Raw genomic sequence first — 20,958 nt, 5'->3', positions numbered from 1 at the left:
CGGCCTTTTGCCCTCACCCCGGCCCTCTCCCACAGGGAGAGGGAGAAAACCAAATCGTAGGCCCGGTAAGCGAAGCGCCACCGGGCGGTACATCAGGCCTCACGTTTCCCCGGGAACATCACGCTCGCAATAATCCCCAGCGCCAGCACGCCCAACACCACAAACAGGCTGGCCGTCGCGCCAATGCTGTAACCGTGATGCCAGAAGTGGTCGGTGGCATTTAGCCCCAGCTTGAACGCCACGAAGAACAGCAGCAGCACTACCGCTTTCTCCAGATGCACCAGATACTGCTTAAGCGCCTCCAGCACGAAGTAGAGGGTACGCAGGCCGAGGATCGCGAACATCATTGCGCTGTAGATAATCAGCGGCTCGCGGCTGACGGCAATGATCGCGGGAACGGAGTCGAACGCGAACATAACGTCGGACAGCTCCACCACCGCGACGCAGAGCAGCAGCGGCGTCGCGTAGCGCTTCGCCTTCTTCACGCGGCCTACCGTCACATCCTTGTTTTCAGGCTTCTCCAGTTCGGCATCCACCTCTTTCTGGGTCAGGATAAACGCATGGCTGCTGATTTTTGGCCAGACCGGATAGAAGCGTTTTACCAGGCGGTACGCCAGGTGATCGGAGTAATCTTCCACCTCGTCGCTCTCTTCATTGCGCCTCAGCATCATCACCGCCGTCCAGCCAACGACCAGCGCAAAAATGACCTCAACGTATGGCCCCAGGCTCAGCAGGCTGGTGCCGATAGCAACAAAAATACCGCGGAACACGATCGCCCCCAGCACGCCCCAGTAGAGCACGCGGTGGCGATACTTATCCGGCACGCCGAACCAGGCGAAGATCGCCATCATCACGAACAGGTTGTCGACGGAGAGAACCTCTTCCAGCGCATAGCCGGTGAGGAACAGGCTCGCCATCTCCGCGCCGTGGTGCACGTATAAGAAGCCGGCAAACGCCATGGCCATCATGACCCAGAAGATGGACCACATGGCCGCGCTTTTCAGCGAGATCGGTTTATCGTGACGGTGCATGAAGAGGTCGATAAACATCGCCCCAACGGCCATCACCACAAAGACAACAACGGTTTCCGTCGGGAAACCGAGATGAGCAGCAGACATAGACAACCCTTTTAAGAAGACAAAACACAACACCATGCAGGCTGGCGTAAACCAGAAGTGGAAATGGGGGAACGTGTTATTCGCATATACCCCACAAAACCGCAGCTCTTTGGCCGCGCAAGGTAGGTACTTTACCTCACAACGTGGGGTGGTGCATCTGTCGTTTAGGCACATTCCGCAGCGCGCATTATCTGTGAGTCACGTCTTATTTACATCATTTAAACCTTCCATTAACTGGATAAAAAGAACGCGCGGACGCTATAGTGGTTTTGTTTAATAAAACTGAGTTGTACCTGATAAAACCAAGAACAGACCCTGCGAGGAACACATGACAGAACATATTCGTAATGGCGTTGCCGCCATTGAGGACATAGAACGAGAAACTATGCGCAAGGTGATCTGGCGTATTCTTCCGTTTCTGATAGTCAGTTACCTGATTTCCATTATCGATCGCGGCAATATCGGTATGGCTTCGCTACAGATGAATGAGGATCTCGGCCTCAGCAAAGCGGCGTTTGGCTTCGCCAGTAGCCTCTACTTCGTGGCGTATTTTCTGTTTGAAGTTCCAAGCAATCTGGCGATGCAGAAAGTTGGCGCACGCTTGTGGATCCCCCGCATTATGATCAGCTGGGGCGTGGTATCCATGTGCATGGCACTGGTACAAAACACCACGTCGCTTTATATCGTGCGTTTTCTGCTGGGTGCCGCTGAGGCGGGCTTTTTCCCCGGCGTCGTGCTCTTTCTGACCTGGTGGATCCCTTCCCGCTACCGCGCGCGAATCATCGCGTCCTTTATGGTTGCGATCCCGCTGGCCAATTTTATCGGCTCGCCGCTGTCCGGGTTGATCCTCTCACTGGATGGCTGGCTGGGCCTGCGCGGCTGGCATCTGCTGTTTATCATTGAAGGTTTACCCGCGGTTCTGCTGGGTATTGCCGCCTGGTTTGTTCTTCGCGATCGCCCTCACCAGGCCAACTGGCTTAGCGCGGAACAGAAAAAATGGCTGGAAACGACGCTTGAAACCGAGCGTCAGCAGCAAAAAAATATCGGTCACCAGACGACGTGGCAGCTGCTCCGGCATCGTCAAATCTGGCTCCTGGCCCTGATTTACGCAGGCGCGTCATCGGCAGGCACCACGATCAGCGTCTGGTCACCGCAGCTGCTGAAATCGTTCCACCTGGATAATCTGGAGACCGGGCTGTTCAACGCCATTCCTTACGGCCTGGCATCCGTACTGATGATTGTCTGGGGACGGAGTTCTGACCGAACTAACGAACGCCGCTGGCATACCGCTCTGACCCTTTTCATGATTGCCGCAGGCGTAATCGCCGCATTTGTGAGCACCTCCCTTTTTGCCACGATTATTATTTTGAGCATCATTCTGATAGGGGCGTATTCAATGAAGGGGCCGTTCTGGGCGCTGGCGTCAGGCTGGATGAGCAGCACGTCTGCCGCTGCGGGGCTGGCCGCGATTGGCGCCATCGCGAACCTTATCGGCGGCGCGGTGATGGTTAACGCTTACGGCATCATCAGCGAGCGGACCGGTAGCCACACGCTGGCCATGCTTCCTCTGGCTGCGCTGTGCGTCGCAGGAGGTGTCGCGGTGCTGGTGATGGGACGGCAGGCGCGCAATTCGCATCTGCATGAAAAGCAGGTCACCCATTAGACATAAAAAAGCGGGACGCCCGTCCCGCGTTATGCTCAGAGGCTCTCTTCCGCAGCGTCTTGCGTTTCCCCATAAAACTGCTGGCAGAAAGCCTTACTCGCCCCCATTTTCTGCGACAGGCGACTGGCGGTGGCGTGCATCAGCTGGCTGATCCCCTGTTCACGCCGATCTTCTGTCAGTCTGGAAATAGGGCCGGTCAGCGCCAGCGCCGCAATCAGCTTGTCGTTAACGCCGAAGACGGGCATCGCAAACGCCGCGGTATGCGGATCCCGGGCGCCTGCGGTATAGAGCGGCACGGCGGGTTCCCCCTCCGGGAGCGCGTCATTCAGGCCCCAGTGGCGAAGCACCTTACTGATGGCAGAATCGTCCAGCGGAAACTGAGTGCCCGGCAGATTACTGTGGCGTAGCCCGTGGGAGGCTTCCGCACGGAACAGGCACAAGCGTTGCCCGCCTTCCAGGACATACCAGCTGGCGCTCTCCTGAGAGGCCAGAGATAACGCCTGAAGCTCGGGCTGCACCACCCGGGAAAGATGGAAAGATTGCTCATAAAGCTTACCGAGGTAAAGCAGACGTGGGCCAAGCGCGTAATTGCCGTCCTCGTGCCTGACGACATAGTTCATTCGTTCAAGCGAATTCATTAACCGGTAAACCGTGGTTTTATGATAACCCGACAGCTGCGCCAGCGCGGTCAGCGTCAGGCTCTCATCGCCGGGACGGAAGCAATCCAGTAAAGCCAGCGCCTTTTCGACCGCTACAACGCCTTCATTACCCATCATCATCTCCTTTTCTGCTCGGCAGTGAGTGTACCTTAATTTTTGTGAGTCACTTCGTGTTTACATCACAAACGCCGTCGCAGATCTGGCTAAAGGGAAAGCTACACCGCTATAGTTGTTTTGTATTGTACACCTGCATTGTACACAGTAAAACAATATGGAGGCATTCATGTCCGTTTCAGAAAAATCATTCATTAACCGTCAGTTCGAACGCGTATCGACCGAAGAGGTGCACCAGGCCGCCGAGTATCAGGCCGCCATTCTGGCGGACGTTGCCGGTCGCCGCGGTACGCTGCATGGCCGTATCAAGCCGCTCGCACCTCACATGGCCGTTGCGGGCCCGGCGGTCACCGTGGAGGTGCGTCCGGGAGATAATCTGGCCATCCATGCCGCAATGGCCGTCGCGCAGCCGGGCGATGTGCTGGTTGTTGACGGAAAAGGCGACCTGACCTGCGCGCTGCTCGGCGAGATTATGGCGACGCAGGCTCAGGCGAGCGGTATCGCGGGCATCATCATTGACGGGGCGGTACGTGATGCCGACACCCTGAGTAAAGGGCACTACCCGGTCTTCGCCGCCGGCCTTAACCCCTGTGGCCCGACAAAATCAATTCCTGGCCGGGTTAATCATCCCATCTCCATTGCCGGAGCGACGGTACGAGCCGGGGATCTGGTTGTAGCGGACATCGACGGCGTGGTGGCGATCCCGCGTGATGAAGTTCAGGCCGTTATCGCCATGGCTAAAGGGAAACTCGAAACGGAGACCAGACGTCTTGCTGCTATTCGTGAGGGCGATTTACGTCCGCACTGGCTTAACGACGCGCTGCGCAAGGCGGGCATGTTATCTGACGGGGAGACGCTGTAATGGGAGGGAAACGCGTTGTGCTGGTCACCGGGAGCGATCTGGCAGACCAGGCTGTAGACATGCTGCGGGACGTTGACGTGGTGTATGCCGGCCGTCAGCCTACGGAAAATGAGCTGGTTACGCTGTGCGAGCGGCACAATCCCGTGGCCATCCTGGTGCGTTACGGCAGGATAACCGCGAGGATCATGGACGCAGCCCCCGCGTTACGGGTCATATCGAAACACGGAAGCGGCATTGACGTGATAGACCAGCCAGCGGCAGCGGCGCGTAATATCGCCGTACGTTCCGCCCCCGGCGCCAATGCGGCTGCGGTGGCAGAGCATACCTGGGCGTTGATCCTTGCCTGTGCCAAATCCGTGGTCACCCTCGATAAGCGCCTGCGCGACGGGCACTGGGATAAAGCCACGCACAAATCGATCGAACTGGAAGGTATGACGCTGGGGCTTGTCGGCCTGGGAGCTATCGGCTCGCGGGTTGCGGCTGTAGGTCAGGCATTCGGCATGCGGGTGGTAGCGTACGATCCGTACGCTAAAACGATGCCTTCAGGTTGTGAGCGGGCAAACACCTTAACGGACCTGCTTTCCCGTGCCGACGTTATCTCCCTGCACTGCCCGCTCACCGACGAAAACCGGGGAATGATCAACGCAGAGACGCTCGCGCACTGTAAGCGTAACGCTATTCTGGTTAACACGGCGCGCGGCGGGTTAATAAACGATGAAGCCCTGTTCCACGCCCTGAAGGAGGGAACGTTGCACAGCGCGGCACTCGACAGCTTTACCAGCGAGCCACTGACCGCCCCGAACCTGTGGCAGAACGTCGAAAACGTCATTATCTCGCCGCATATTGGCGGCGTCAGCGCAGCGTCTTACATTAAGATGGGAACCGTGGCGGCCAGCAATATTCTGGACGTTTTGCGCGTGACTGACGACGCCACCGTCAGCCCGTAAGCGCATTGATGAATGACGGCGCCCGCCTGTCACTTATCCTCAGCGAGTGCCTGCGCGCATGCCCAGGCACTGGCCCACGCCCACTGGAAGTTATACCCGCCGAGCCAGCCGGTTACGTCCATCACTTCGCCAATAAAATAGAGGCCCGGCACGTTGCGGGCTTCCATCGTGCGCGAGGAAAGCTCATTCGTGTCAACGCCGCCCAGCGTTACTTCCGCCGTGCGGTAGCCCTCGGTGCCGTTTGGCTGCACGCGCCAGTTCGTCAGCGTTTCCACCAGCGTTTCCTGCTCGCGGCTGTTCAGCTGCTTAAGCGACACGTCCGGGATCTGCCCTAACGCCTGCAGACACTCCACAAGACGCTTCGGCAGCTGTATCGCCAGGGTATTTTTCAGGCTTTGATTCGGGTGCGTGGCGCGCTGTTCGTTAAGGAACGCGTCCAGATCGCAATCCGGTATCAGGTTCACGGTGACGAACTCCCCCGGCTGCCAGTAGCTGGAGATCTGCAACACCGCCGGCCCCGAGAGGCCGCGATGGGTAAAGAGCAGGTTTTCGCGGAATACCGTACCGTCTTCGGCAGTGATGACCGACGGAACCGACACGCCGGAAAGCGTCTGAAGCTGCTCAAGCAGCGGCTTATGCAGCGTGAACGGCACCAGCCCGGCGCGGGTTGGCAGCACCTTCAGGCCAAACTGCTCGGCGATTTTGTAGCCGAACGGCGAGGCGCCGAGCCCCGGCATCGAGAGGCCGCCGCTGGCGATCACCAGATTATCGGCGCTGACGGTTTCGCCGTTGAGCTGCAGCGTGTACCCCTGCTCGTCGCGCGCGACCCCGAGCACTTCCGTGCGCAGGCGCATGACCACCCCGCCTTTCTCGCACTCGGCCACCAGCATATCGACAATCTGCTGGGCGGAGTCGTCGCAGAACAGCTGTCCCAGCGTCTTCTCATGCCAGGCGATGCCGTGTTTACCCACCAGTTCAATGAAATCCCACTGGGTGTATCGCGCCAGCGCAGATTTACAAAAATGGCGGTTCTGGCTCAGATAGGCCGCCGGCTCGACATAAAGGTTGGTGAAGTTACACCGCCCGCCGCCGGACATGAGGATCTTACGGCCAGGCTTTTTTCCGTTATCCAGCAGCAGCACGCGACGACCCGCCTGTCCGGCCATTGCCGCACAAAACATACCCGCCGCACCGGCGCCAATTACTACGGCATCAAACCTTTCCACGTCAAAATCCTCTTCGTTAACTGCCGCGGATTGTAAAGTTTCCTCAGTGGTCGCACCAGCGTAAAAAGATATTACAAAGCCATTCCATTGATATTTAAAGATTATCCTTTCAGGCACATTTCTCAAATCAGGTGGTATGTCAAAAAAAGTCTATATTTCACTTTGCCCGTTGCGCATTTGTCCTGGATAATGCGCCGCGTTCATGTCCTCAAAATGGCGTAACGTCCTATGCTACATTTGTTTGCCGGCCTGGATTTACATACCGGGCTTTTATTATTGCTTGCTCTGGTTTTTGTGTTGTTTTACGAAGCGATCAACGGCTTCCACGACACCGCAAACGCAGTCGCAACGGTTATCTACACTCGCGCAATGCGATCGCAGCTTGCGGTTGTTATGGCGGCGGTATTTAACTTTTTTGGTGTCCTCCTGGGCGGACTGAGCGTTGCGTATGCGATCGTGCATATGCTGCCAACGGATCTGCTGCTTAACGTTAGTTCTGGTCATGGCCTTGCCATGGTGTTCTCAATGCTGCTTGCCGCCATTATCTGGAACCTCGGAACCTGGTATTTCGGCCTGCCTGCATCCAGTTCTCACACCCTTATCGGCGCGATTATCGGTATCGGGTTAACCAATGCCCTGATGACCGGCACATCGGTTGTTGATGCGCTGAACCTGCCTAAAGTGCTGGGCATTTTTGGCTCTCTCATCATCTCCCCTATCGTGGGTCTGGTCGTTGCGGGTGGATTAATTTTCATTCTGCGTCGCTACTGGAGCAACACGAAGAAACGCGCGCGCATCCACCTCACGCCAGCAGAGCGTGAAAAGAAAGACGGCAAGAAAAAGCCGCCGTTCTGGACGCGTATCGCTCTGATCGTTTCCGCCATCGGCGTTGCCTTCTCTCACGGTGCTAACGACGGTCAGAAAGGTATTGGTCTGGTGATGCTGGTTCTGATTGGCGTCGCACCGGCGGGATTCGTGGTTAACATGAATGCCTCTGGCTACGAGATCACCCGTACCCGTGATGCGGTGAACAACGTTGAAACGTACTTCCAGCAGCACCCGGATCTGCTGAAGAAAGCAACCGGCGTAGACCAGCTTATCCCTTCTCCTGACTCTGGCGCACTGACTGCACCGGGCGAGTTCCATTGCCACCCGGCAAACGCGATTAACGCGCTGGAACGTGCGAAGGGCATGCTGGCCGATATCGAAAGCTACGACAAACTGGCTGTTGAACAGCGCGGCCAGCTGCGTCGCATCATGCTCTGCATCTCCGACGTGACCGATAAAGTCGCGAAGCTGCCAGAGGTGACTGGTGACGACAAACGTCTGCTGAAGAAACTGAAAGGCGATATGCTCAACACCATTGAGTACGCGCCAATCTGGATCATCATGGCCGTCGCGCTGGCGCTGGGTATCGGTACGATGATTGGCTGGCGTCGTGTGGCGACCACCATCGGCGAGAAGATCGGTAAGAAAGGCATGACCTATGCGCAGGGTATGTCCGCGCAGATGACGGCGGCGGTTTCTATCGGTCTGGCAAGCTACACCGGTATGCCGGTATCAACAACCCACGTACTCTCCTCTTCCGTGGCAGGTACCATGATTGTTGACGGCGGCGGTTTGCAGCGTAAAACCGTGACCAACATTCTGATGGCCTGGGTGTTTACCCTCCCGGCGTCAATCCTGCTGTCTGGCGGTCTGTACTGGATTTCGCTGAAGCTGATTTAATCGGTTGAAGGCGACAAAAAAGCGGGTCAGGAAACTGACCCGCTTTTTTTATGTACAAAATTTGTTAACTCAGTCATTTCATTAGGAAATTCTGAACATTTTATGTTCAGAAAATCTCCATACAAGAATCTATCATCTCCGGCAGGACTCATAACGCATACTGGAGAATGTATGGCTTCTGTTCCAACTCCCGGCCCTGGTTCAATTGTTATAGTTAACAACATGCGTGAAGCGCGACAAAATGGAATGTCACGAAATATGGCGACGGCCTCTACCTATTACTGGTTTTATCAAAAAGTCCGAAATGGCGGACCATGGGATTATAAAAAATTCGATCCGTATTTTGCTGCTTTCGGTAATTTCAACTTCGGTGCCGCAGGGATTGCTGCAGGAATTCCTGCAAAGATCCTGCTTATGGGCGCAGGTTGGGCTCAGCATCGCGCAGGTACCTTAAGACCTGAATGGGGTAATTGGTACGATAAGCCGCCTTACGGTGACGACCCAACCGATCAGCGCAATATCAGAGAAGGAATAGACTATGCCATTCAGAACGGTTATTAGATGGCTCCATCGGCTTCTCACGCTTGTACTTCTCATCATGGTTACGGGTTTTATCTGGCTAAACCAACAGCCCGATCCCCGCAGTAACGACGAGCTGCAGCATGTTTATCACGTTTCGGATAGCGTTTGGCTGTACATGACGGCGAATCATCACGGTGGCGCAACCGTGCCAACTATTTACCGTTATTATCTGTCAAATAAGCTGGTGGGCGATGACGCGGACATTATTCAGCAACTCTCAACGAAACTTCCCATCATTGAGGGCACTGGCACTATTACGAATGCCAGCTTAACCAAAAACGGGGCAGTGAGCATATCTTACAGCGGTAAAGTTATCTCGATTCAGGAAAATATCTCAGACCTCCGGTTCACGATTACGCCTTAAGCTACATAATAAAAAGGCGAGGACGCCCTCGCCTTTTTATGCTCAGTGCCAAATCATCAGTGCAATCATACTCACCAGCACCAGGCCACACAGGGCGCTGGTCAAAATGAACTGACGACGCAGGCGCTCGCAGCGACGGATAAACTCTTCATCGTGGTGATCGCGGTAGCGCTGGTAGTAGATATACCCCACCAGACGCATCTGCTTGCTGGGCTGCCCGTGCGAGGTGAAGAACCCTCCACCGTCCACATACTGATAAAGCAACGGATCGCAACCACGAAGTACCACTAACAGCGCACGTAACGATGAGAAGTAGCGCGCCATATTCACTATGCAAACCACGCATAACGCCCAAAACAATGCGACGGTGCTAATCATACATCCTCCCCGGCGTCCGCCCACGAAGCGAGGCTCCTGAGCTACCGCACACCAATGCCCTGACAGACAGTTCAGTGAAAGAATGACTAAAAGTCGATCCGGTTCGCGTTTTGATATCCGAACGGCTCATTGAATAGTGTAGGAGATCCGTTAATTTTTTTGCCACAAGGTTAATCGTTATCAACACCAAAGCTTGAAAAATATGTTTAACTGGGCCGTAATGAAAGCATCAGACGACGCTTTCCCATTTAGTCATCGATAACTTAAGGAAGGAGTAACACTATGGCTTACAAACACATTCTTATCGCGGTAGACCTCTCCCCGGAGAGCAAAGTGCTGGTTGATAAAGCAGTCTCTATGGCACGTCCCTACAACGCGAAAGTTTCGCTGATTCACGTTGATGTGAATTACTCCGACCTTTACACCGGTCTGATCGACGTGAATCTTGGCGATATGCAGAAACGCATCTCCGAAGAGACTCACCACGCGCTGAGCGAGCTTTCCACCAACGCGGGCTATCCGATCACCGAAACCTTAAGCGGTAGCGGCGACCTGGGCCAGGTGCTGGTTGATGCGATTAAGAAATACGATATGGACCTGGTGGTATGCGGCCATCATCAGGACTTCTGGAGCAAGCTGATGTCTTCAGCGCGCCAGCTGATTAACACCGTGCATGTGGATATGCTGATTGTTCCTCTGCGCGACGAAGAAGACGAGTAAGTGCATTAAATTCCCCTCACCCTAACCCTCTCCCCATAGGGGAGAGGGAACGATCGAGCCCCTCGCCCCTATGGGGAGAGGGGTTGGGGTGAGGGGATATAGATATCAAACCGGTGCCCTTTGGTGGTCACCGCGTTGGTCGTGGCAACGTTCGCCAGCGGCGGCGCGTAGTCAGGCCGTTTCACCACCACCCGCTTCGTTGCAAGCTGGCGTGCAGGCTCCAGCAGGCCGTCCGCATCTAAATCCGGCCCCACCAGCGACTGAAACACACGCATCTCTTTCTTCACCAGCGCGCTTTTCTGCTTGTGCGGGAACATGGGGTCGAGGTAAACCACCTGCGGGCGCGGCGCAATGTCCGTCAGGGCCGTCAGGCTTGACGCGTGGATCAGCTGCAAACGCTCCTGCAACCACGAGCCGATTTCCGGGTCCGCGTAACCTCGCGCCAGCCCGTCGTCGAGCAACGCGGCGACAACCGGGTTACGCTCCAGCATCCGCACGCGGCAGCCCACCGAGGCCAGCACAAACGCGTCGCGCCCTAGCCCAGCCGTGGCGTCAACCACGTCCGGCAGATAGCTCCCTTTAATGCCGACCGCTTTGGCCACCGCTTCGCCCCGGCCGCCGCCGAACTTGCGCCGGTGCGCCATCGCGCCCCCGACAAAATCGACAAAAATACCGCCAAGCTTCGGTTCGTCGCGCTTGCGCAGCTCGAGATGTTCCGGCGTCATCACCAGCGCCATCAGGTTGTCTTCATCGTGCTCCAGCCCCCAGCGGGCCGCCAGAACAGATAAGGCGCCGTCTCCGGCGCCCGTTTCATCTACTAAGCAGATCTTCACGTAGCAATCAGCCTTTGATCCCGTAATGCTCCAGCATCGCATCCAGCTGCGGCTCGCGGCCACGGAAGCGTTTGAACAGCTCCATCGGCTCTTCTGAACCACCGCGGGTCAGAATGTTGTCGAGGAACGACTGGCCGGTTTCGCGGTTAAAGATCCCCTCCTCTTCGAAGCGAGAGAAGGCATCTGCCGCCAGCACGTCGGCCCACAGGTAGCTGTAGTAGCCCGCCGCGTAGCCGCCTGCAAAGATATGGCTGAACGCGTGCGGGAAGCGTCCCCAGGCAGGCCCTGGAATAACCGCGACCTGCTTTTTAATCTCGGCCAGGGTCTCGAGGATTTTTGCCCCCTGCTCCGGGCTGAACTCGGCGTGCAGGCGGAAGTCGAACAGGCCGAACTCCAGCTGGCGCAGGATAAACATCGCCGCCTGGTAGTTTTTCGCCGCCAGCATTTTATCCAGCAGCGCTTTCGGCAGCGGTTCGCCGGTCTCGTAGTGGCCGGAGATAAACGCCAGCGCGTCCGGCTCCCAGCACCAGTTTTCCATAAACTGGCTTGGCAGCTCGACCGCATCCCACGGCACGCCGCTGATACCGGCGACGCCTGCGGTTTCGATGCGGGTCAGCATGTGGTGCAGACCGTGACCAAACTCGTGGAACAGGGTGATCACTTCATCGTGGGTGAACAGCGCCGGCTTGCCGCTGACCGGACGGTTAAAGTTACAGGTCAGGTAGGCGACCGGCTTTTGCAGGGTTCCGTCCGCTTTACGCATCTGGCCCACGCAGTCGTCCATCCACGCTCCGCCGCGCTTGTTCTCACGCGCGTAGAGATCGAGGTAGAAGCTGCCGCGCAGCTCGTTTTTCTCGTCATACAGCTCGAAGAAGCGCACGTCCGGATGCCAGACGTCGATATCGGTACGCTCTTTGGCGGTGATGCCGTAGATGCGTTTTACCACTTCGAACAGGCCGTTTACGGCTTTGTTTTCCGGGAAGTACGGGCGCAGCTGCTCGTCGCTGATGCTGTAGAGGTGCTGCTTCTGCTTTTCGCTGTAGTACGCGATATCCCAAGGCTGCAGCTCATCGACGCCAAACTCCGCTTTGGCGAAGGCGCGCAGCTGGGCCAGCTCTTTCTCGCCCTGCGGACGGGCGCGTTTCGCCAGATCGGTGAGGAAGTCGAGCACCTGCTGCGGGTTCTCGGCCATTTTGGTGGCGAGGGATTTATCCGCGTAGCTGTCGAAGCCCAGCAGCTGTGCCAGCTCGTGACGCAGGGCGAGGATTTCCGCCATCACCGGGCTGTTGTCCCATTTGCCCGCGTTCGGCCCCTGATCGGAGGCGCGGGTGCTGTAGGCGCGGTACATCTCTTCACGCAGCGCCTGGTTGTCGCAGTAGGTCATCACCGGCAGGTAGCTCGGGATATCCAGCGTTAACAGGAAGCCCTCCTGCTCTTTCGCTTCGGCCTGGGCTTTCGCCGCCGCCAGCGCGCTTTCCGGCATACCCGCCAGCTCCGCTTCGTCGGTAATCAGCTTCGTCCAGCCCATGGTGGCGTCAAGGACGTTGTTGCTGTACTGGTTGCCAAGCTCGGACAGGCGCGCCGCGATTTCGCCGTAGCGAACCTGCTTCTCTTTTGGCAGGCCAATCCCGGACAGTTCGAAATCACGCAGGGCGTTATCGACCGATTTTTTCTGCGCGGTGTTGAGCCCTGCATAGTGGTCGCCGTCGCGCAGGTCGCGGTAGGCTTTGTACAGCCCTTCGTGCTGGCCGACCCAGGTGCTGTACTCGGAGAGCAGCGGCAGGGTCTGCTCGTAGGCTTCACGCAGTTCCGGGCTGTTTTTCACCGAGTTCAGGTGGCTCACCGGGGAGAAAATGCGCCCCAGCACGTCGTCCACTTCGGCCAGCGGCTGACACAGATTTTCCCAGGTGTACGGCGCGCCCTGCGCGACCACGTTTTCTACCGCCGCGCGGCAGTTTTCCAGCGACTGCGTAACGGCTGGAACCACATGCTCGGGGAGGATTTTAGAAAACGGTGGCAACGAAAAAGGCGTCAGTAATGGATTGGTCATAAACGCTGTCCTGTTGAAATAGGTGAATGTAGCGCGCATCCGGCGCTGTGCATATGGTTCAGTAATGGGGTTAAGTGTAGAGGATTTCAATAGCCGCGCTTACCGCGCCTGCGGGTAATCTGAACCGTTCTGCTGTAAACTGTGGCAAATCGTCATTTCAGCGGAATTTCATTACCCATGCTTAGTTATCGCCACAGCTTCCACGCTGGCAACCACGCCGACGTTCTCAAACATACCGTTCAGAGCCTCATTATCGAATCGCTTAAAGAGAAGGATAAACCGTTTCTCTATCTGGACACCCACGCGGGCGCGGGCCGTTATCAGCTGAGCGGCGAGCATGCCGAGCGTACCGGTGAATATCTCGAAGGGATCGCCCGTATCTGGCAGCAGGACGATCTGCCTGCCGAACTGGAGCCGTACATCGGCGTGGTGAATCATTTCAACCGTAACGGCCAGCTGCGCTATTACCCTGGCTCTCCGCTGATTGCCCGCCAGCTGCTGCGCGAGCAGGACAGCCTCCAGCTGACCGAGCTGCACCCGAGCGACTTTCCGCTGCTGCGCTCTGAGTTTCAGAAAGATAACCGCGCCCGCGTGGACAAAGCCGATGGCTACCAGCAGCTGAAAGCCAAACTGCCGCCGGTTTCCCGCCGTGGCCTGGTGCTGATCGACCCGCCGTACGAAATCAAAACCGACTATCAGGCGGTGGTAACCGGCATCAACGAAGGCTACCAGCGCTTTGCCACCGGGACGTATGCCCTGTGGTATCCGGTGGTGCTGCGCGCGCAGATCAAGCGCATGATTAAAGACCTTGAAGCCACCGGCATCCGTAAAATCCTGCAAATTGAGCTGGCGGTACGCCCGGACAGCGACCAGCGCGGCATGACCGCTTCCGGCATGATCGTTATCAACCCGCCGTGGAAGCTGGAAGCGCAGATGAACAACGTGCTGCCGTGGCTGCACAAAACGCTGGTGCCTGCCGGAACGGGGCACGCCACGGTAAGCTGGATCGTGCCGGAGTAATCGCAGCCATCGGTGGAAACTATTGATTTCAGGTATACAATCGCGGCAATTCACGATTAAGGACAAAAGCTATGACTAAGCATTATGACTACATCGCAATCGGCGGCGGCAGCGGCGGCATCGCCTCCATCAACCGTGCGGCCATGTACGGCCAGAAGTGTGCGCTGATTGAAGCCAAAGCGCTGGGCGGCACCTGCGTGAACGTGGGTTGTGTACCGAAGAAAGTGATGTGGCATGCCGCGCAAATCCGTGAAGCTATTCATATGTATGGCCCGGACTACGGCTTTGACACCACCATCAATCATTTCGACTGGGACAAGCTGATCGCCAGCCGTACCGCCTACATCGACCGCATCCATACCTCGTACGATAACGTGCTGGGCAAAAATAACGTCGACGTGATCCGCGGCTTCGCCCGCTTCGTGGACGCGAAAACGATCGAAGTGAACGGCGAGACGATCACCGCCGATCACATCCTGATCGCCACCGGCGGCCGTCCGAGCCACCCGAATATTCCGGGCGCGGAATACGGTATCGACTCCGACGGTTTCTTCGAGCTGCCAGCCCTGCCAGAGCGCGTTGCCATCGTGGGCGCAGGCTACATCGCGGTTGAGCTGGCCGGCGTGATTAACGGCCTGGGTGCGGAAGCGCACCTGTTCGTGCGTAAGCACGCGCCGCTGCGCAGCTTCGATCCGCTGATCGTCGAGACCCTGGTTGAGGTAATGAACGCCGAAGGCCCAACCCTGCACACCAACGCCGTGCCAAAAGCGGTAGTGAAAAATGCAGACGGCAGCCTGACGCTTGAGCTGGAGGATGGCCGCAGCCAGACCGTCGACTGCCTGATCTGGGCGATTGGTCGCGAACCGGCAACCGACAACTTCAACCTGGCCGCGACGGGCGTGAAAACCAACGCAAAAGGTTATATCGTCGTCGATAAGTTCCAGAACACCAGCGTACCGGGCATTTACGCCGTTGGCGATAACACCGGTGCGGTAGAACTGACCCCGGTTGCCGTTGCGGCGGGCCGTCGTCTCTCCGAGCGCCTGTTCAACAACAAGCCGGACGAGCATCTGGACTACAGCAATATCCCGACCGTAGTGTTCAGCCATCCGCCAATCGGCACCGTCGGCTTAACCGAGCCGCAGGCCCGCGAGCAGTACGGCGACGACCAGGTGAAAGTGTATAAATCGGCGTTCACGGCGATGTATACCGCCGTCACCTCGCACCGTCAGCCGTGCCGCATGAAGCTGGTTTGCGTAGGGCCTGACGAGAAGATTGTCGGCATCCACGGCATTGGCTTCGGCATGGACGAGATCCTGCAAGGCTTCGCGGTGGCGCTGAAGATGGGCGCAACGAAGAAAGACTTCGATAACACCGTGGCGATCCACCCGACGGCGGCGGAAGAGTTTGTTACCATGCGTTAAGCCTGATGCCCCTCCCCGGAGGGGCATTTTTCATTAACATTCATAAATCGTTGCAAAACGAATGCTCCGAAAATAGTGATCTACCGCACATATCCCCCCACATCTACCGAAGCGAATGTCTACGCTTATAGGACGCCCGGAAAAACCAGTCTTTGAGAACACACAACCGGAGGTCTTTATCACCATGTTCAACCAGAAACTACAGACTGCCGAGGAGATCGAGTTCGAGATTGCAGAGGAGCTGCGCTATGAAACCGATCCTTGCGAGTTAAAACTGGATGAGATGATCGAGGCGGAGCCGGAACCGGAAATGATTGAAGGGCTGCCGGCGTCCGATGCCCTGACGCCCGCAGACCGCTACCTTGAACTGTTTGAACACGTGCAGTCGTCGCGGCTGTTTGCGGACAGCAAAACCTTCCCCGACTGTGCGCCCAAAATGGATCCGCTGGATATTTTGATTCGCTACCGCAAGGTGCGTCGCCATCGCGATTTTGACCTGGCGCGCTTCGTGGAGAATCACTTCTGGCTGCCGGAGGATTACAGCAAAGAGTATATTTCTGACCCCGGTCTGTCCCTGAAGGAACACATTGATAATCTGTGGCCGGTGCTGACGCGCGAGCCGCAGGACCATATTCCCTGGTCGTCGCTGCTGGCGCTGCCGCAGGCCTATATCGTCCCCGGCGGGCGATTCAGCGAGACTTACTACTGGGATTCCTACTTCTCCATGCTGGGGCTGGCGGAAAGCGGCCGCAACGACCTGCTGAAGTGCATGGCCGATAACTTCGCCTGGCTTATCGAGCGCTACGGCCATATCCCGAACGGTAACCGTACCTACTACCTCAGCCGCTCTCAGCCGCCGGTCTTTGCCCTGATGGTAGAGCTGTTTGAAGAGGACGGCGTGCGCGGCGCAAAGCGCTACCTTGAGCATCTTAAGATGGAGTACGCCTTCTGGATGGACGGGGCGGAATCGCTGCTGCTTAACCAGGCCTACCGCAGCGCGGTGCGTATGCCGGACGGTTCCCTGCTCAACCGCTACTGGGACGACCGCGATACCCCGCGCGACGAGTCCTGGATTGAGGACGTTGAAACCGCCCGCCACTCTGGCCGTCCACCGAATGAGGTGTACCGCGACCTGCGCGCCGGGGCGGCTTCCGGGTGGGACTATTCGTCCCGCTGGCTGCGCGATCCGGCGCGGCTGGCCAGTATCCGCACAACGCAGTTTATCCCCATCGATTTGAACGCCTTCCTGTTCAAGCTGGAGAGCGCTATCGCCAACATTTCGGCGTCGAAGGGGGATAAAGAGACCGCCGATCTGTTCCGCCAGAAGGCCAGCGATCGCCGCGCGGCGGTGAACCGCTACCTGTGGGATGACGAGAACGGCTGTTATCGCGATTATGACTGGCGACGCGAAGCCCAGGCGCTGTTCTCCGCGGCCAGCATCGTGCCGCTGTACGTGGGCATGGCGACGCACGAGCAGGCGGAGCGGCTGTCCGACGCCGTGAAATCACGCCTGCTTACGCCGGGCGGCATTCTCGCCACCGAATATGAAACCGGCGAGCAGTGGGATAAGCCTAACGGCTGGGCGCCGCTGCAGTGGATGGCGATTCAGGGGTTCAAGCAGTACGGCAACGACTCGCTGGGTGATGAGATCGCCTGGAGCTGGCTGCATACGGTGAACCATTACTATAAAACCCATCACAAGCTGATCGAGAAGTACCACATCGCCAGCAGCACGCCGCGCGAGGGTGGCGGGGGTGAGTATCCGTTACAGGATGGCTTCGGCTGGACGAATGGCGTGGTGCGCAGGCTGATTGGGCTGTATGGGGAGCCTTGACCTTATCCCCTCACCCTAACCCTCTCCCCTGAGGGGAGAGGGGACTTAACGGCGCGGCCTTCTCTCTCTCGCCCCTCTGGAGAGAGGGGGAGAAATCATCAGCGAATCACCTCATAAATGGCGGTCTGGATGGACTGCCATTTTTTCGTGCCCGCATCCGGCTGCGTCTTCGCGCGGCGCGCGGCCATCTCTGCGTCATGCTGCTGGCGCTTCACCACCGCGGGTACGGTACAGAACGCTTTCAGGTACTGCTTGCGCATAGACGTCAGTGATTCACCGTTCGCCATCGCGTGGCTAAGCGTATTGATAAAGCGACGGCAGGGCTTTGGCTCTGTCATTTGCAGGCGGTAGCGCAGCATCAGCTCCAGCACGTCGTCATAGCCTGCCGACAGCGCCTCTTCGGTCCATGAAACTTTCCAGTCCATCCCGCCCTGCAGGAACAGAAGCGCCACGCGGGTATCATTGCGGCTGATGGCTGAGCGGAAGTTGTTTTCATCCCAGGTTACGCCCATACGCGTCAGCGTTTCGCGCGAGGAAGGGGTTTCCCGCATCTCCTGCACCGGCGCGGGAGGTGCCGTGCTGGCAACGGCCGGCTGTGGATTACTGCCGGTCACCAGCCAGACTCCCCCCACGATAATCGCGATAGCCATCACCCCCACGGCGCCCCACAGCGCGCCGGAAATCAGCTGTTCGCGCTGTTCAGGCGTGCGCGGGGCGCGCTGGGTCGGTTTTTCGATGCTGTCGCGCACTTCAAAGAGATCGCCGCCGGTGGTGCGGTCCATCTTTTGCGCCTTTTCCCAGAACGCGTGCAGCTCACCGTCATCCACCGCCATCAGCGCCGCCGGGTTAACGCGCGTCCGCCCTTCCTCAAACGCGCGCTGAACGGGGCGAGCGATCTGCGCGTAATAGCTGTCGAGCAGTTGAATTTGCGCCCTGCTCAACGGCTGCTGAACGGTAATGCTGTTGCGGATTTGACGGATATCTTCGAGGAAGGTTTGCAGGGTTTTACGCGGCTCCACCAGCAGCGTCAACATGTCAGGCGCGTTAAACAGCGACGAGTAGTAGCGGCTGAACTCCTTTTTATCCACCAGCATCTGGGCCAGCTCGCTGAACAGCATCCCGCTCAGAACGTCGTTAATCTCGCCGTTTTTCAGCCAGCGACGCACGCGATCGGCGTTAAACAGGGTCTTAAGATGATTATTTAGCCGCACCGGATCGGGCCACGCCTGCTGAATCAGCCCTTTGATCGTCAGCTCAATGGCCCGCACCTGTTTCTGCGCCTGGCGCTGGCTCTCGCTCTCCGGCACCGTTCCGGTATCGTACGTCAGGAGGGGCTGTTGCAGACGCAGATATTCAAGCGCCGTCACGAAGCGCATCGCCGCAATCAGCTGGTTTTCGCTAACGTCCTGCCCGCTTTCATACTGGGGTACGCGCTGCTGAAGCAAGCGCAGCTGGAGCGTAAATGCCGTCATTTCCGCATCATTGAGGTTCAGCTTTCTGGCAACGGCTCCCCAGCCGCCCAGCCCCAGGCGGGCGCTGTCCAGCTGCTCCAGAAACCAGCGTGGATCTTTTCCTTCGGAAACCTGTACATTCAGCAGAAGTAAGATTTCAACAGATGCCTGACGGATCGCCGCCAGGCAGTGTTCAAACTGCTCGCGGGTATGATGCGATGAGCTAACCATCATTGTTTTCCTTGAGAGACAACGAATACTGCTAAAGTGGCGCTAAAGGCCGTTTTTCTTTTTATTTATACGAGGTTAAACATACCTGACTTTCTGTTGAAATAAAGTGACAACCCTTTAATCGTGTGAAATCTCTCAGGAGAATCTTAATGCCTGTTTTTACCACCGCGCGCCTCACCTGCTCGCCCCTGCAGGAGCAGGACTGGCCCTTTTTTCTGGCGCTTCAGCAAAACGCCGAGGTAATGCGTTTTGTCGCGGAGGATCGCAGCGAGGAAGACGTTCGGGAAGCCTTTGAGGCGCGCCTGACGCCCTGGACGCCGGGCTGCTTACGCTGGCTGTGCCTTGTCGTGCGCGATACGTCCAGCCAGACGCCGCTGGGCGTGACCGGCTACGTTCACCGGGAAGCGGATTGTGCCGAAGTCGGCTTTCTCTTTGCGCCCGCGGCTCAGGGAAAAGGTTACGGCTATGAATCTCTTAAGGCTCTGTGCGATTTCGCGTTTACGTCGGGCAAAATTCGTCGCCTCACCGCGACCGTGACGGCGGGAAATATCGCCTCAAGGCGGCTGCTGGAAAAAACGGGCTTTCTGCTGGAAGGCGAACTTCGCGAGAGTTATTTCCTTTCGGGGCAATGGCATAACGACTGGCTATTCGGTTTGTTAAAAAAGGAATATCGTTAAATAAAGCCTGATCCACGGCCATTTGGCGGATATATCCCGGTCTGCTTTTCCTCTATAGTCGCGCCGTTAAGAGGAAATGCTTATGACAGGTTATGCACTGCAAATATCTTCTGCTGCAATTGCTTTAATTAAACAACAGCAGGGTCTTTCCCTGGAAAAATATCGTGATGAAAACGGGATGTGGGTTATTGGCTACGGTCACGTGATACGCCAGTGGGAAAAGTTTAACGGCCCCATCACTCCGGCAGAGGCGGAGTACTTGCTTCTCGAGGATATCCAGCTTTATGAAACGCTGCTGCGGGAAACGATTGGACGCCCCTTACCCCAACAGCAGCATGATGCTCTGGTATTAACGCTCTTCAGCTTCGGGAATGAATCCCTGGTGCCAGAGACGATCCTTCAGGCCGTCGCCCGGGTGTAGTACATCGCGGCCTGGGTCCGGTTCTTGACATCAAGGCGGCGGAAAAGCGTTTCCAGATGCGCTTTTACCGTTGCCGCGCTGATGTTGAGGTTACGGCCAATCCCCTTATTTGACTCCCCGGCAGCCAGCAGCTTCAGCACCTCACGCTGGCGCTCGCTTAACGACGCCAGCTCATCCTGCGATGGCTGCTGTTCAAGCCACTCGCCGGGAAAGCAGACCATTCCTCGCGATACGGAATCCAGCACTGCGGAAAAGCGTTCAGGATTCGCATGGCGGGGAACGATCGCCACCACGTTGCGCTGAAGCATCTGCTCAACCCAGCGCGGCTCTTTTTTCGCTAATACCAGCACGATGCGCGCCGCTGGAAAGCGATCCACGATCGCTTCCAGTAAAGTCACGCCAGTATCGCGAATTAAATATCCGTCAATCATCACGATAGCGGAGGGGGATGCCGATAAAAGCGTCCATAATTCATCAGCCTGACGGGTCCCTGTCATATCTATTTCCGGAATTAATTTTTGCAGACTGCACATCGCTCCATGAATAAATATTGACTGCCTGTCAAACATGATTACTCGCATCGTTTTACTCCCTCTGAGAATAGCGAAGGGGGATTCTACAGAGGCGTTATTTAAGAAAAAACTCAATGAATGGAG

Annotated in this window: 20 protein-coding genes; 12 read left to right on the top strand and 8 right to left on the bottom strand. The window is 57.1% G+C overall.

Annotated elements, in window-relative coordinates; translation table 11 throughout:
• Positions 1-92: 92 nt before the first annotated feature.
• Complete coding sequence (locus HWQ14_RS06330) at positions 93-1,118, bottom strand: TerC/Alx family metal homeostasis membrane protein (protein ID WP_176609264.1); 1,026 nt, start codon at positions 1,116-1,118, stop codon at positions 93-95.
• Positions 1,119-1,446: 328 nt separating this feature from the next.
• Between HWQ14_RS06330 and HWQ14_RS06325 the strand changes: the two genes are divergently transcribed.
• Positions 1,447-2,781: an MFS transporter gene (locus tag HWQ14_RS06325; RefSeq protein ID WP_176609263.1), complete on the top strand. Its 1,335-nt coding sequence runs from the start codon at positions 1,447-1,449 to the stop codon at positions 2,779-2,781.
• Positions 2,782-2,816: 35 nt separating this feature from the next.
• Here the strand turns inward: HWQ14_RS06325 and HWQ14_RS06320 are convergent, their stop codons facing one another.
• Positions 2,817-3,554: an IclR family transcriptional regulator gene (locus HWQ14_RS06320; RefSeq protein WP_148420604.1), complete on the bottom strand. Its 738-nt coding sequence runs from the start codon at positions 3,552-3,554 to the stop codon at positions 2,817-2,819.
• A gap of 169 nt (positions 3,555-3,723) precedes the next feature.
• On the opposite strand from HWQ14_RS06320, the gene HWQ14_RS06315 reads away from it, so the two are divergent.
• Together HWQ14_RS06315 and HWQ14_RS06310 are read left to right on the top strand one after the other, a co-directional pair.
• Complete coding sequence (locus HWQ14_RS06315; protein WP_176609262.1) at positions 3,724-4,416, top strand: RraA family protein; 693 nt, start codon at positions 3,724-3,726, stop codon at positions 4,414-4,416.
• Positions 4,416-5,363, top strand: coding sequence for a hydroxyacid dehydrogenase (locus HWQ14_RS06310; RefSeq protein WP_176609261.1), 948 nt, complete (start codon positions 4,416-4,418; stop codon positions 5,361-5,363). The genes HWQ14_RS06315 and HWQ14_RS06310 overlap by 1 nt, the downstream gene beginning before the upstream one ends.
• Before the next feature lie 29 nt (positions 5,364-5,392).
• On the opposite strand, the gene HWQ14_RS06305 is transcribed toward HWQ14_RS06310, so the two are convergent.
• Complete coding sequence (locus tag HWQ14_RS06305; RefSeq protein WP_176609260.1) at positions 5,393-6,589, bottom strand: NAD(P)/FAD-dependent oxidoreductase; 1,197 nt, start codon at positions 6,587-6,589, stop codon at positions 5,393-5,395.
• Between the two features lie 228 nt (positions 6,590-6,817).
• Here HWQ14_RS06305 and pitA point away from each other — a divergent pair, with 228 nt between their 5' ends.
• From pitA to HWQ14_RS06290, 3 genes are all read left to right on the top strand, one after another.
• Complete coding sequence (gene pitA / locus HWQ14_RS06300) at positions 6,818-8,317, top strand: inorganic phosphate transporter PitA (RefSeq protein WP_176609259.1); 1,500 nt, start codon at positions 6,818-6,820, stop codon at positions 8,315-8,317.
• Positions 8,318-8,488: 171 nt separating this feature from the next.
• Positions 8,489-8,878, top strand: coding sequence for a polymorphic toxin type 44 domain-containing protein (locus HWQ14_RS06295; protein ID WP_176609258.1), 390 nt, complete (start codon positions 8,489-8,491; stop codon positions 8,876-8,878).
• Positions 8,856-9,263: a hypothetical protein gene (locus tag HWQ14_RS06290; protein ID WP_176609257.1), complete on the top strand. Its 408-nt coding sequence runs from the start codon at positions 8,856-8,858 to the stop codon at positions 9,261-9,263. The genes HWQ14_RS06295 and HWQ14_RS06290 overlap by 23 nt, the downstream gene beginning before the upstream one ends.
• A gap of 42 nt (positions 9,264-9,305) precedes the next feature.
• On the opposite strand, the gene uspB is transcribed toward HWQ14_RS06290, so the two are convergent.
• Positions 9,306-9,641, bottom strand: coding sequence for a universal stress protein UspB (uspB, locus tag HWQ14_RS06285; RefSeq protein WP_059294351.1), 336 nt, complete (start codon positions 9,639-9,641; stop codon positions 9,306-9,308).
• Positions 9,642-9,923: 282 nt separating this feature from the next.
• On the opposite strand from uspB, the gene uspA reads away from it, so the two are divergent.
• Complete coding sequence (gene uspA, locus HWQ14_RS06280; protein WP_003861223.1) at positions 9,924-10,361, top strand: universal stress protein UspA; 438 nt, start codon at positions 9,924-9,926, stop codon at positions 10,359-10,361.
• Between the two features lie 68 nt (positions 10,362-10,429).
• Here the strand turns inward: uspA and rsmJ are convergent, their stop codons facing one another.
• Together rsmJ and prlC are read right to left on the bottom strand one after the other, a co-directional pair.
• Entirely contained in the window at positions 10,430-11,194 is a 765-nt protein-coding gene (rsmJ, locus tag HWQ14_RS06275; protein WP_176609256.1) for a 16S rRNA (guanine(1516)-N(2))-methyltransferase RsmJ, read from the bottom strand.
• Positions 11,195-11,201: 7 nt separating this feature from the next.
• On the bottom strand, positions 11,202-13,244 hold the full coding sequence (gene prlC / locus HWQ14_RS06270; RefSeq protein ID WP_176609255.1) for an oligopeptidase A: 2,043 nt from the start codon (positions 13,242-13,244) through the stop codon (positions 11,202-11,204).
• Between the two features lie 177 nt (positions 13,245-13,421).
• Between prlC and HWQ14_RS06265 the strand changes: the two genes are divergently transcribed.
• The 3 genes from HWQ14_RS06265 to HWQ14_RS06255 all read left to right on the top strand — a co-directional run bounded on the left by HWQ14_RS06265 (position 13,422) and on the right by HWQ14_RS06255 (position 17,522).
• Complete coding sequence (locus HWQ14_RS06265; protein ID WP_176609254.1) at positions 13,422-14,264, top strand: 23S rRNA (adenine(2030)-N(6))-methyltransferase RlmJ; 843 nt, start codon at positions 13,422-13,424, stop codon at positions 14,262-14,264.
• Positions 14,265-14,335: 71 nt separating this feature from the next.
• Positions 14,336-15,688: a glutathione-disulfide reductase gene (gene gorA / locus HWQ14_RS06260; protein ID WP_176609253.1), complete on the top strand. Its 1,353-nt coding sequence runs from the start codon at positions 14,336-14,338 to the stop codon at positions 15,686-15,688.
• Positions 15,689-15,872: 184 nt separating this feature from the next.
• Positions 15,873-17,522, top strand: coding sequence for an alpha,alpha-trehalase (locus HWQ14_RS06255; RefSeq protein ID WP_176611161.1), 1,650 nt, complete (start codon positions 15,873-15,875; stop codon positions 17,520-17,522).
• A gap of 98 nt (positions 17,523-17,620) precedes the next feature.
• Here the strand turns inward: HWQ14_RS06255 and HWQ14_RS06250 are convergent, their stop codons facing one another.
• Complete coding sequence (locus HWQ14_RS06250; RefSeq protein ID WP_176609252.1) at positions 17,621-19,207, bottom strand: STY4199 family HEPN domain-containing protein; 1,587 nt, start codon at positions 19,205-19,207, stop codon at positions 17,621-17,623.
• 146 nt (positions 19,208-19,353) lie between these two features.
• Between HWQ14_RS06250 and HWQ14_RS06245 the strand changes: the two genes are divergently transcribed.
• Together HWQ14_RS06245 and HWQ14_RS06240 are read left to right on the top strand one after the other, a co-directional pair.
• Positions 19,354-19,881 (top strand): GNAT family N-acetyltransferase, encoded by a 528-nt coding sequence (locus tag HWQ14_RS06245; RefSeq protein ID WP_176609251.1) that lies wholly within the window; start codon positions 19,354-19,356, stop codon positions 19,879-19,881.
• Between the two features lie 82 nt (positions 19,882-19,963).
• The gene (locus tag HWQ14_RS06240) at positions 19,964-20,302 is read left to right on the top strand and encodes a lysozyme (RefSeq protein WP_176609250.1); all 339 of its coding nucleotides are present in this window, start codon (positions 19,964-19,966) and stop codon (positions 20,300-20,302) included.
• On the opposite strand, the gene HWQ14_RS06235 is transcribed toward HWQ14_RS06240, so the two are convergent.
• Positions 20,281-20,883, bottom strand: coding sequence for a response regulator transcription factor (locus tag HWQ14_RS06235; RefSeq protein WP_176609249.1), 603 nt, complete (start codon positions 20,881-20,883; stop codon positions 20,281-20,283). The genes HWQ14_RS06240 and HWQ14_RS06235 overlap by 22 nt on opposite strands.
• Positions 20,884-20,958: the final 75 nt, after the last annotated feature.

Origin of the sequence: Enterobacter cloacae (assembly GCF_013375935.1) — a bacterium.
GTDB classification, from domain to species: domain Bacteria; phylum Pseudomonadota; class Gammaproteobacteria; order Enterobacterales; family Enterobacteriaceae; genus Enterobacter; species Enterobacter pasteurii.
This window is presented reverse-complemented; position numbering and strand designations above follow the sequence as displayed.

Bases quoted from the DNA above. Each gene is read 5' to 3' on its own strand.
- HWQ14_RS06330 (WP_176609264.1), bottom strand. From the start codon at position 1,118: ATGTCTGCTGCTCATCTCGGTTTCCCGACGGAAACCGTTGTTGTCTTT.
- HWQ14_RS06325 (WP_176609263.1), top strand. From the start codon at position 1,447: ATGACAGAACATATTCGTAATGGCGTTGCCGCCATTGAGGACATAGAA.
- HWQ14_RS06320 (WP_148420604.1), bottom strand. From the start codon at position 3,554: ATGGGTAATGAAGGCGTTGTAGCGGTCGAAAAGGCGCTGGCTTTACTG.
- HWQ14_RS06315 (WP_176609262.1), top strand. From the start codon at position 3,724: ATGTCCGTTTCAGAAAAATCATTCATTAACCGTCAGTTCGAACGCGTA.
- HWQ14_RS06310 (WP_176609261.1), top strand. From the start codon at position 4,416: ATGGGAGGGAAACGCGTTGTGCTGGTCACCGGGAGCGATCTGGCAGAC.
- pitA (WP_176609259.1), top strand. From the start codon at position 6,818: ATGCTACATTTGTTTGCCGGCCTGGATTTACATACCGGGCTTTTATTA.
- HWQ14_RS06295 (WP_176609258.1), top strand. From the start codon at position 8,489: ATGGCTTCTGTTCCAACTCCCGGCCCTGGTTCAATTGTTATAGTTAAC.
- HWQ14_RS06290 (WP_176609257.1), top strand. From the start codon at position 8,856: ATGCCATTCAGAACGGTTATTAGATGGCTCCATCGGCTTCTCACGCTT.
- uspB (WP_059294351.1), bottom strand. From the start codon at position 9,641: ATGATTAGCACCGTCGCATTGTTTTGGGCGTTATGCGTGGTTTGCATA.
- uspA (WP_003861223.1), top strand. From the start codon at position 9,924: ATGGCTTACAAACACATTCTTATCGCGGTAGACCTCTCCCCGGAGAGC.
- prlC (WP_176609255.1), bottom strand. From the start codon at position 13,244: ATGACCAATCCATTACTGACGCCTTTTTCGTTGCCACCGTTTTCTAAA.
- HWQ14_RS06265 (WP_176609254.1), top strand. From the start codon at position 13,422: ATGCTTAGTTATCGCCACAGCTTCCACGCTGGCAACCACGCCGACGTT.
- gorA (WP_176609253.1), top strand. From the start codon at position 14,336: ATGACTAAGCATTATGACTACATCGCAATCGGCGGCGGCAGCGGCGGC.
- HWQ14_RS06255 (WP_176611161.1), top strand. From the start codon at position 15,873: ATGTTCAACCAGAAACTACAGACTGCCGAGGAGATCGAGTTCGAGATT.
- HWQ14_RS06250 (WP_176609252.1), bottom strand. From the start codon at position 19,207: ATGATGGTTAGCTCATCGCATCATACCCGCGAGCAGTTTGAACACTGC.
- HWQ14_RS06245 (WP_176609251.1), top strand. From the start codon at position 19,354: ATGCCTGTTTTTACCACCGCGCGCCTCACCTGCTCGCCCCTGCAGGAG.
- HWQ14_RS06240 (WP_176609250.1), top strand. From the start codon at position 19,964: ATGACAGGTTATGCACTGCAAATATCTTCTGCTGCAATTGCTTTAATT.
- HWQ14_RS06235 (WP_176609249.1), bottom strand. From the start codon at position 20,883: ATGCGAGTAATCATGTTTGACAGGCAGTCAATATTTATTCATGGAGCG.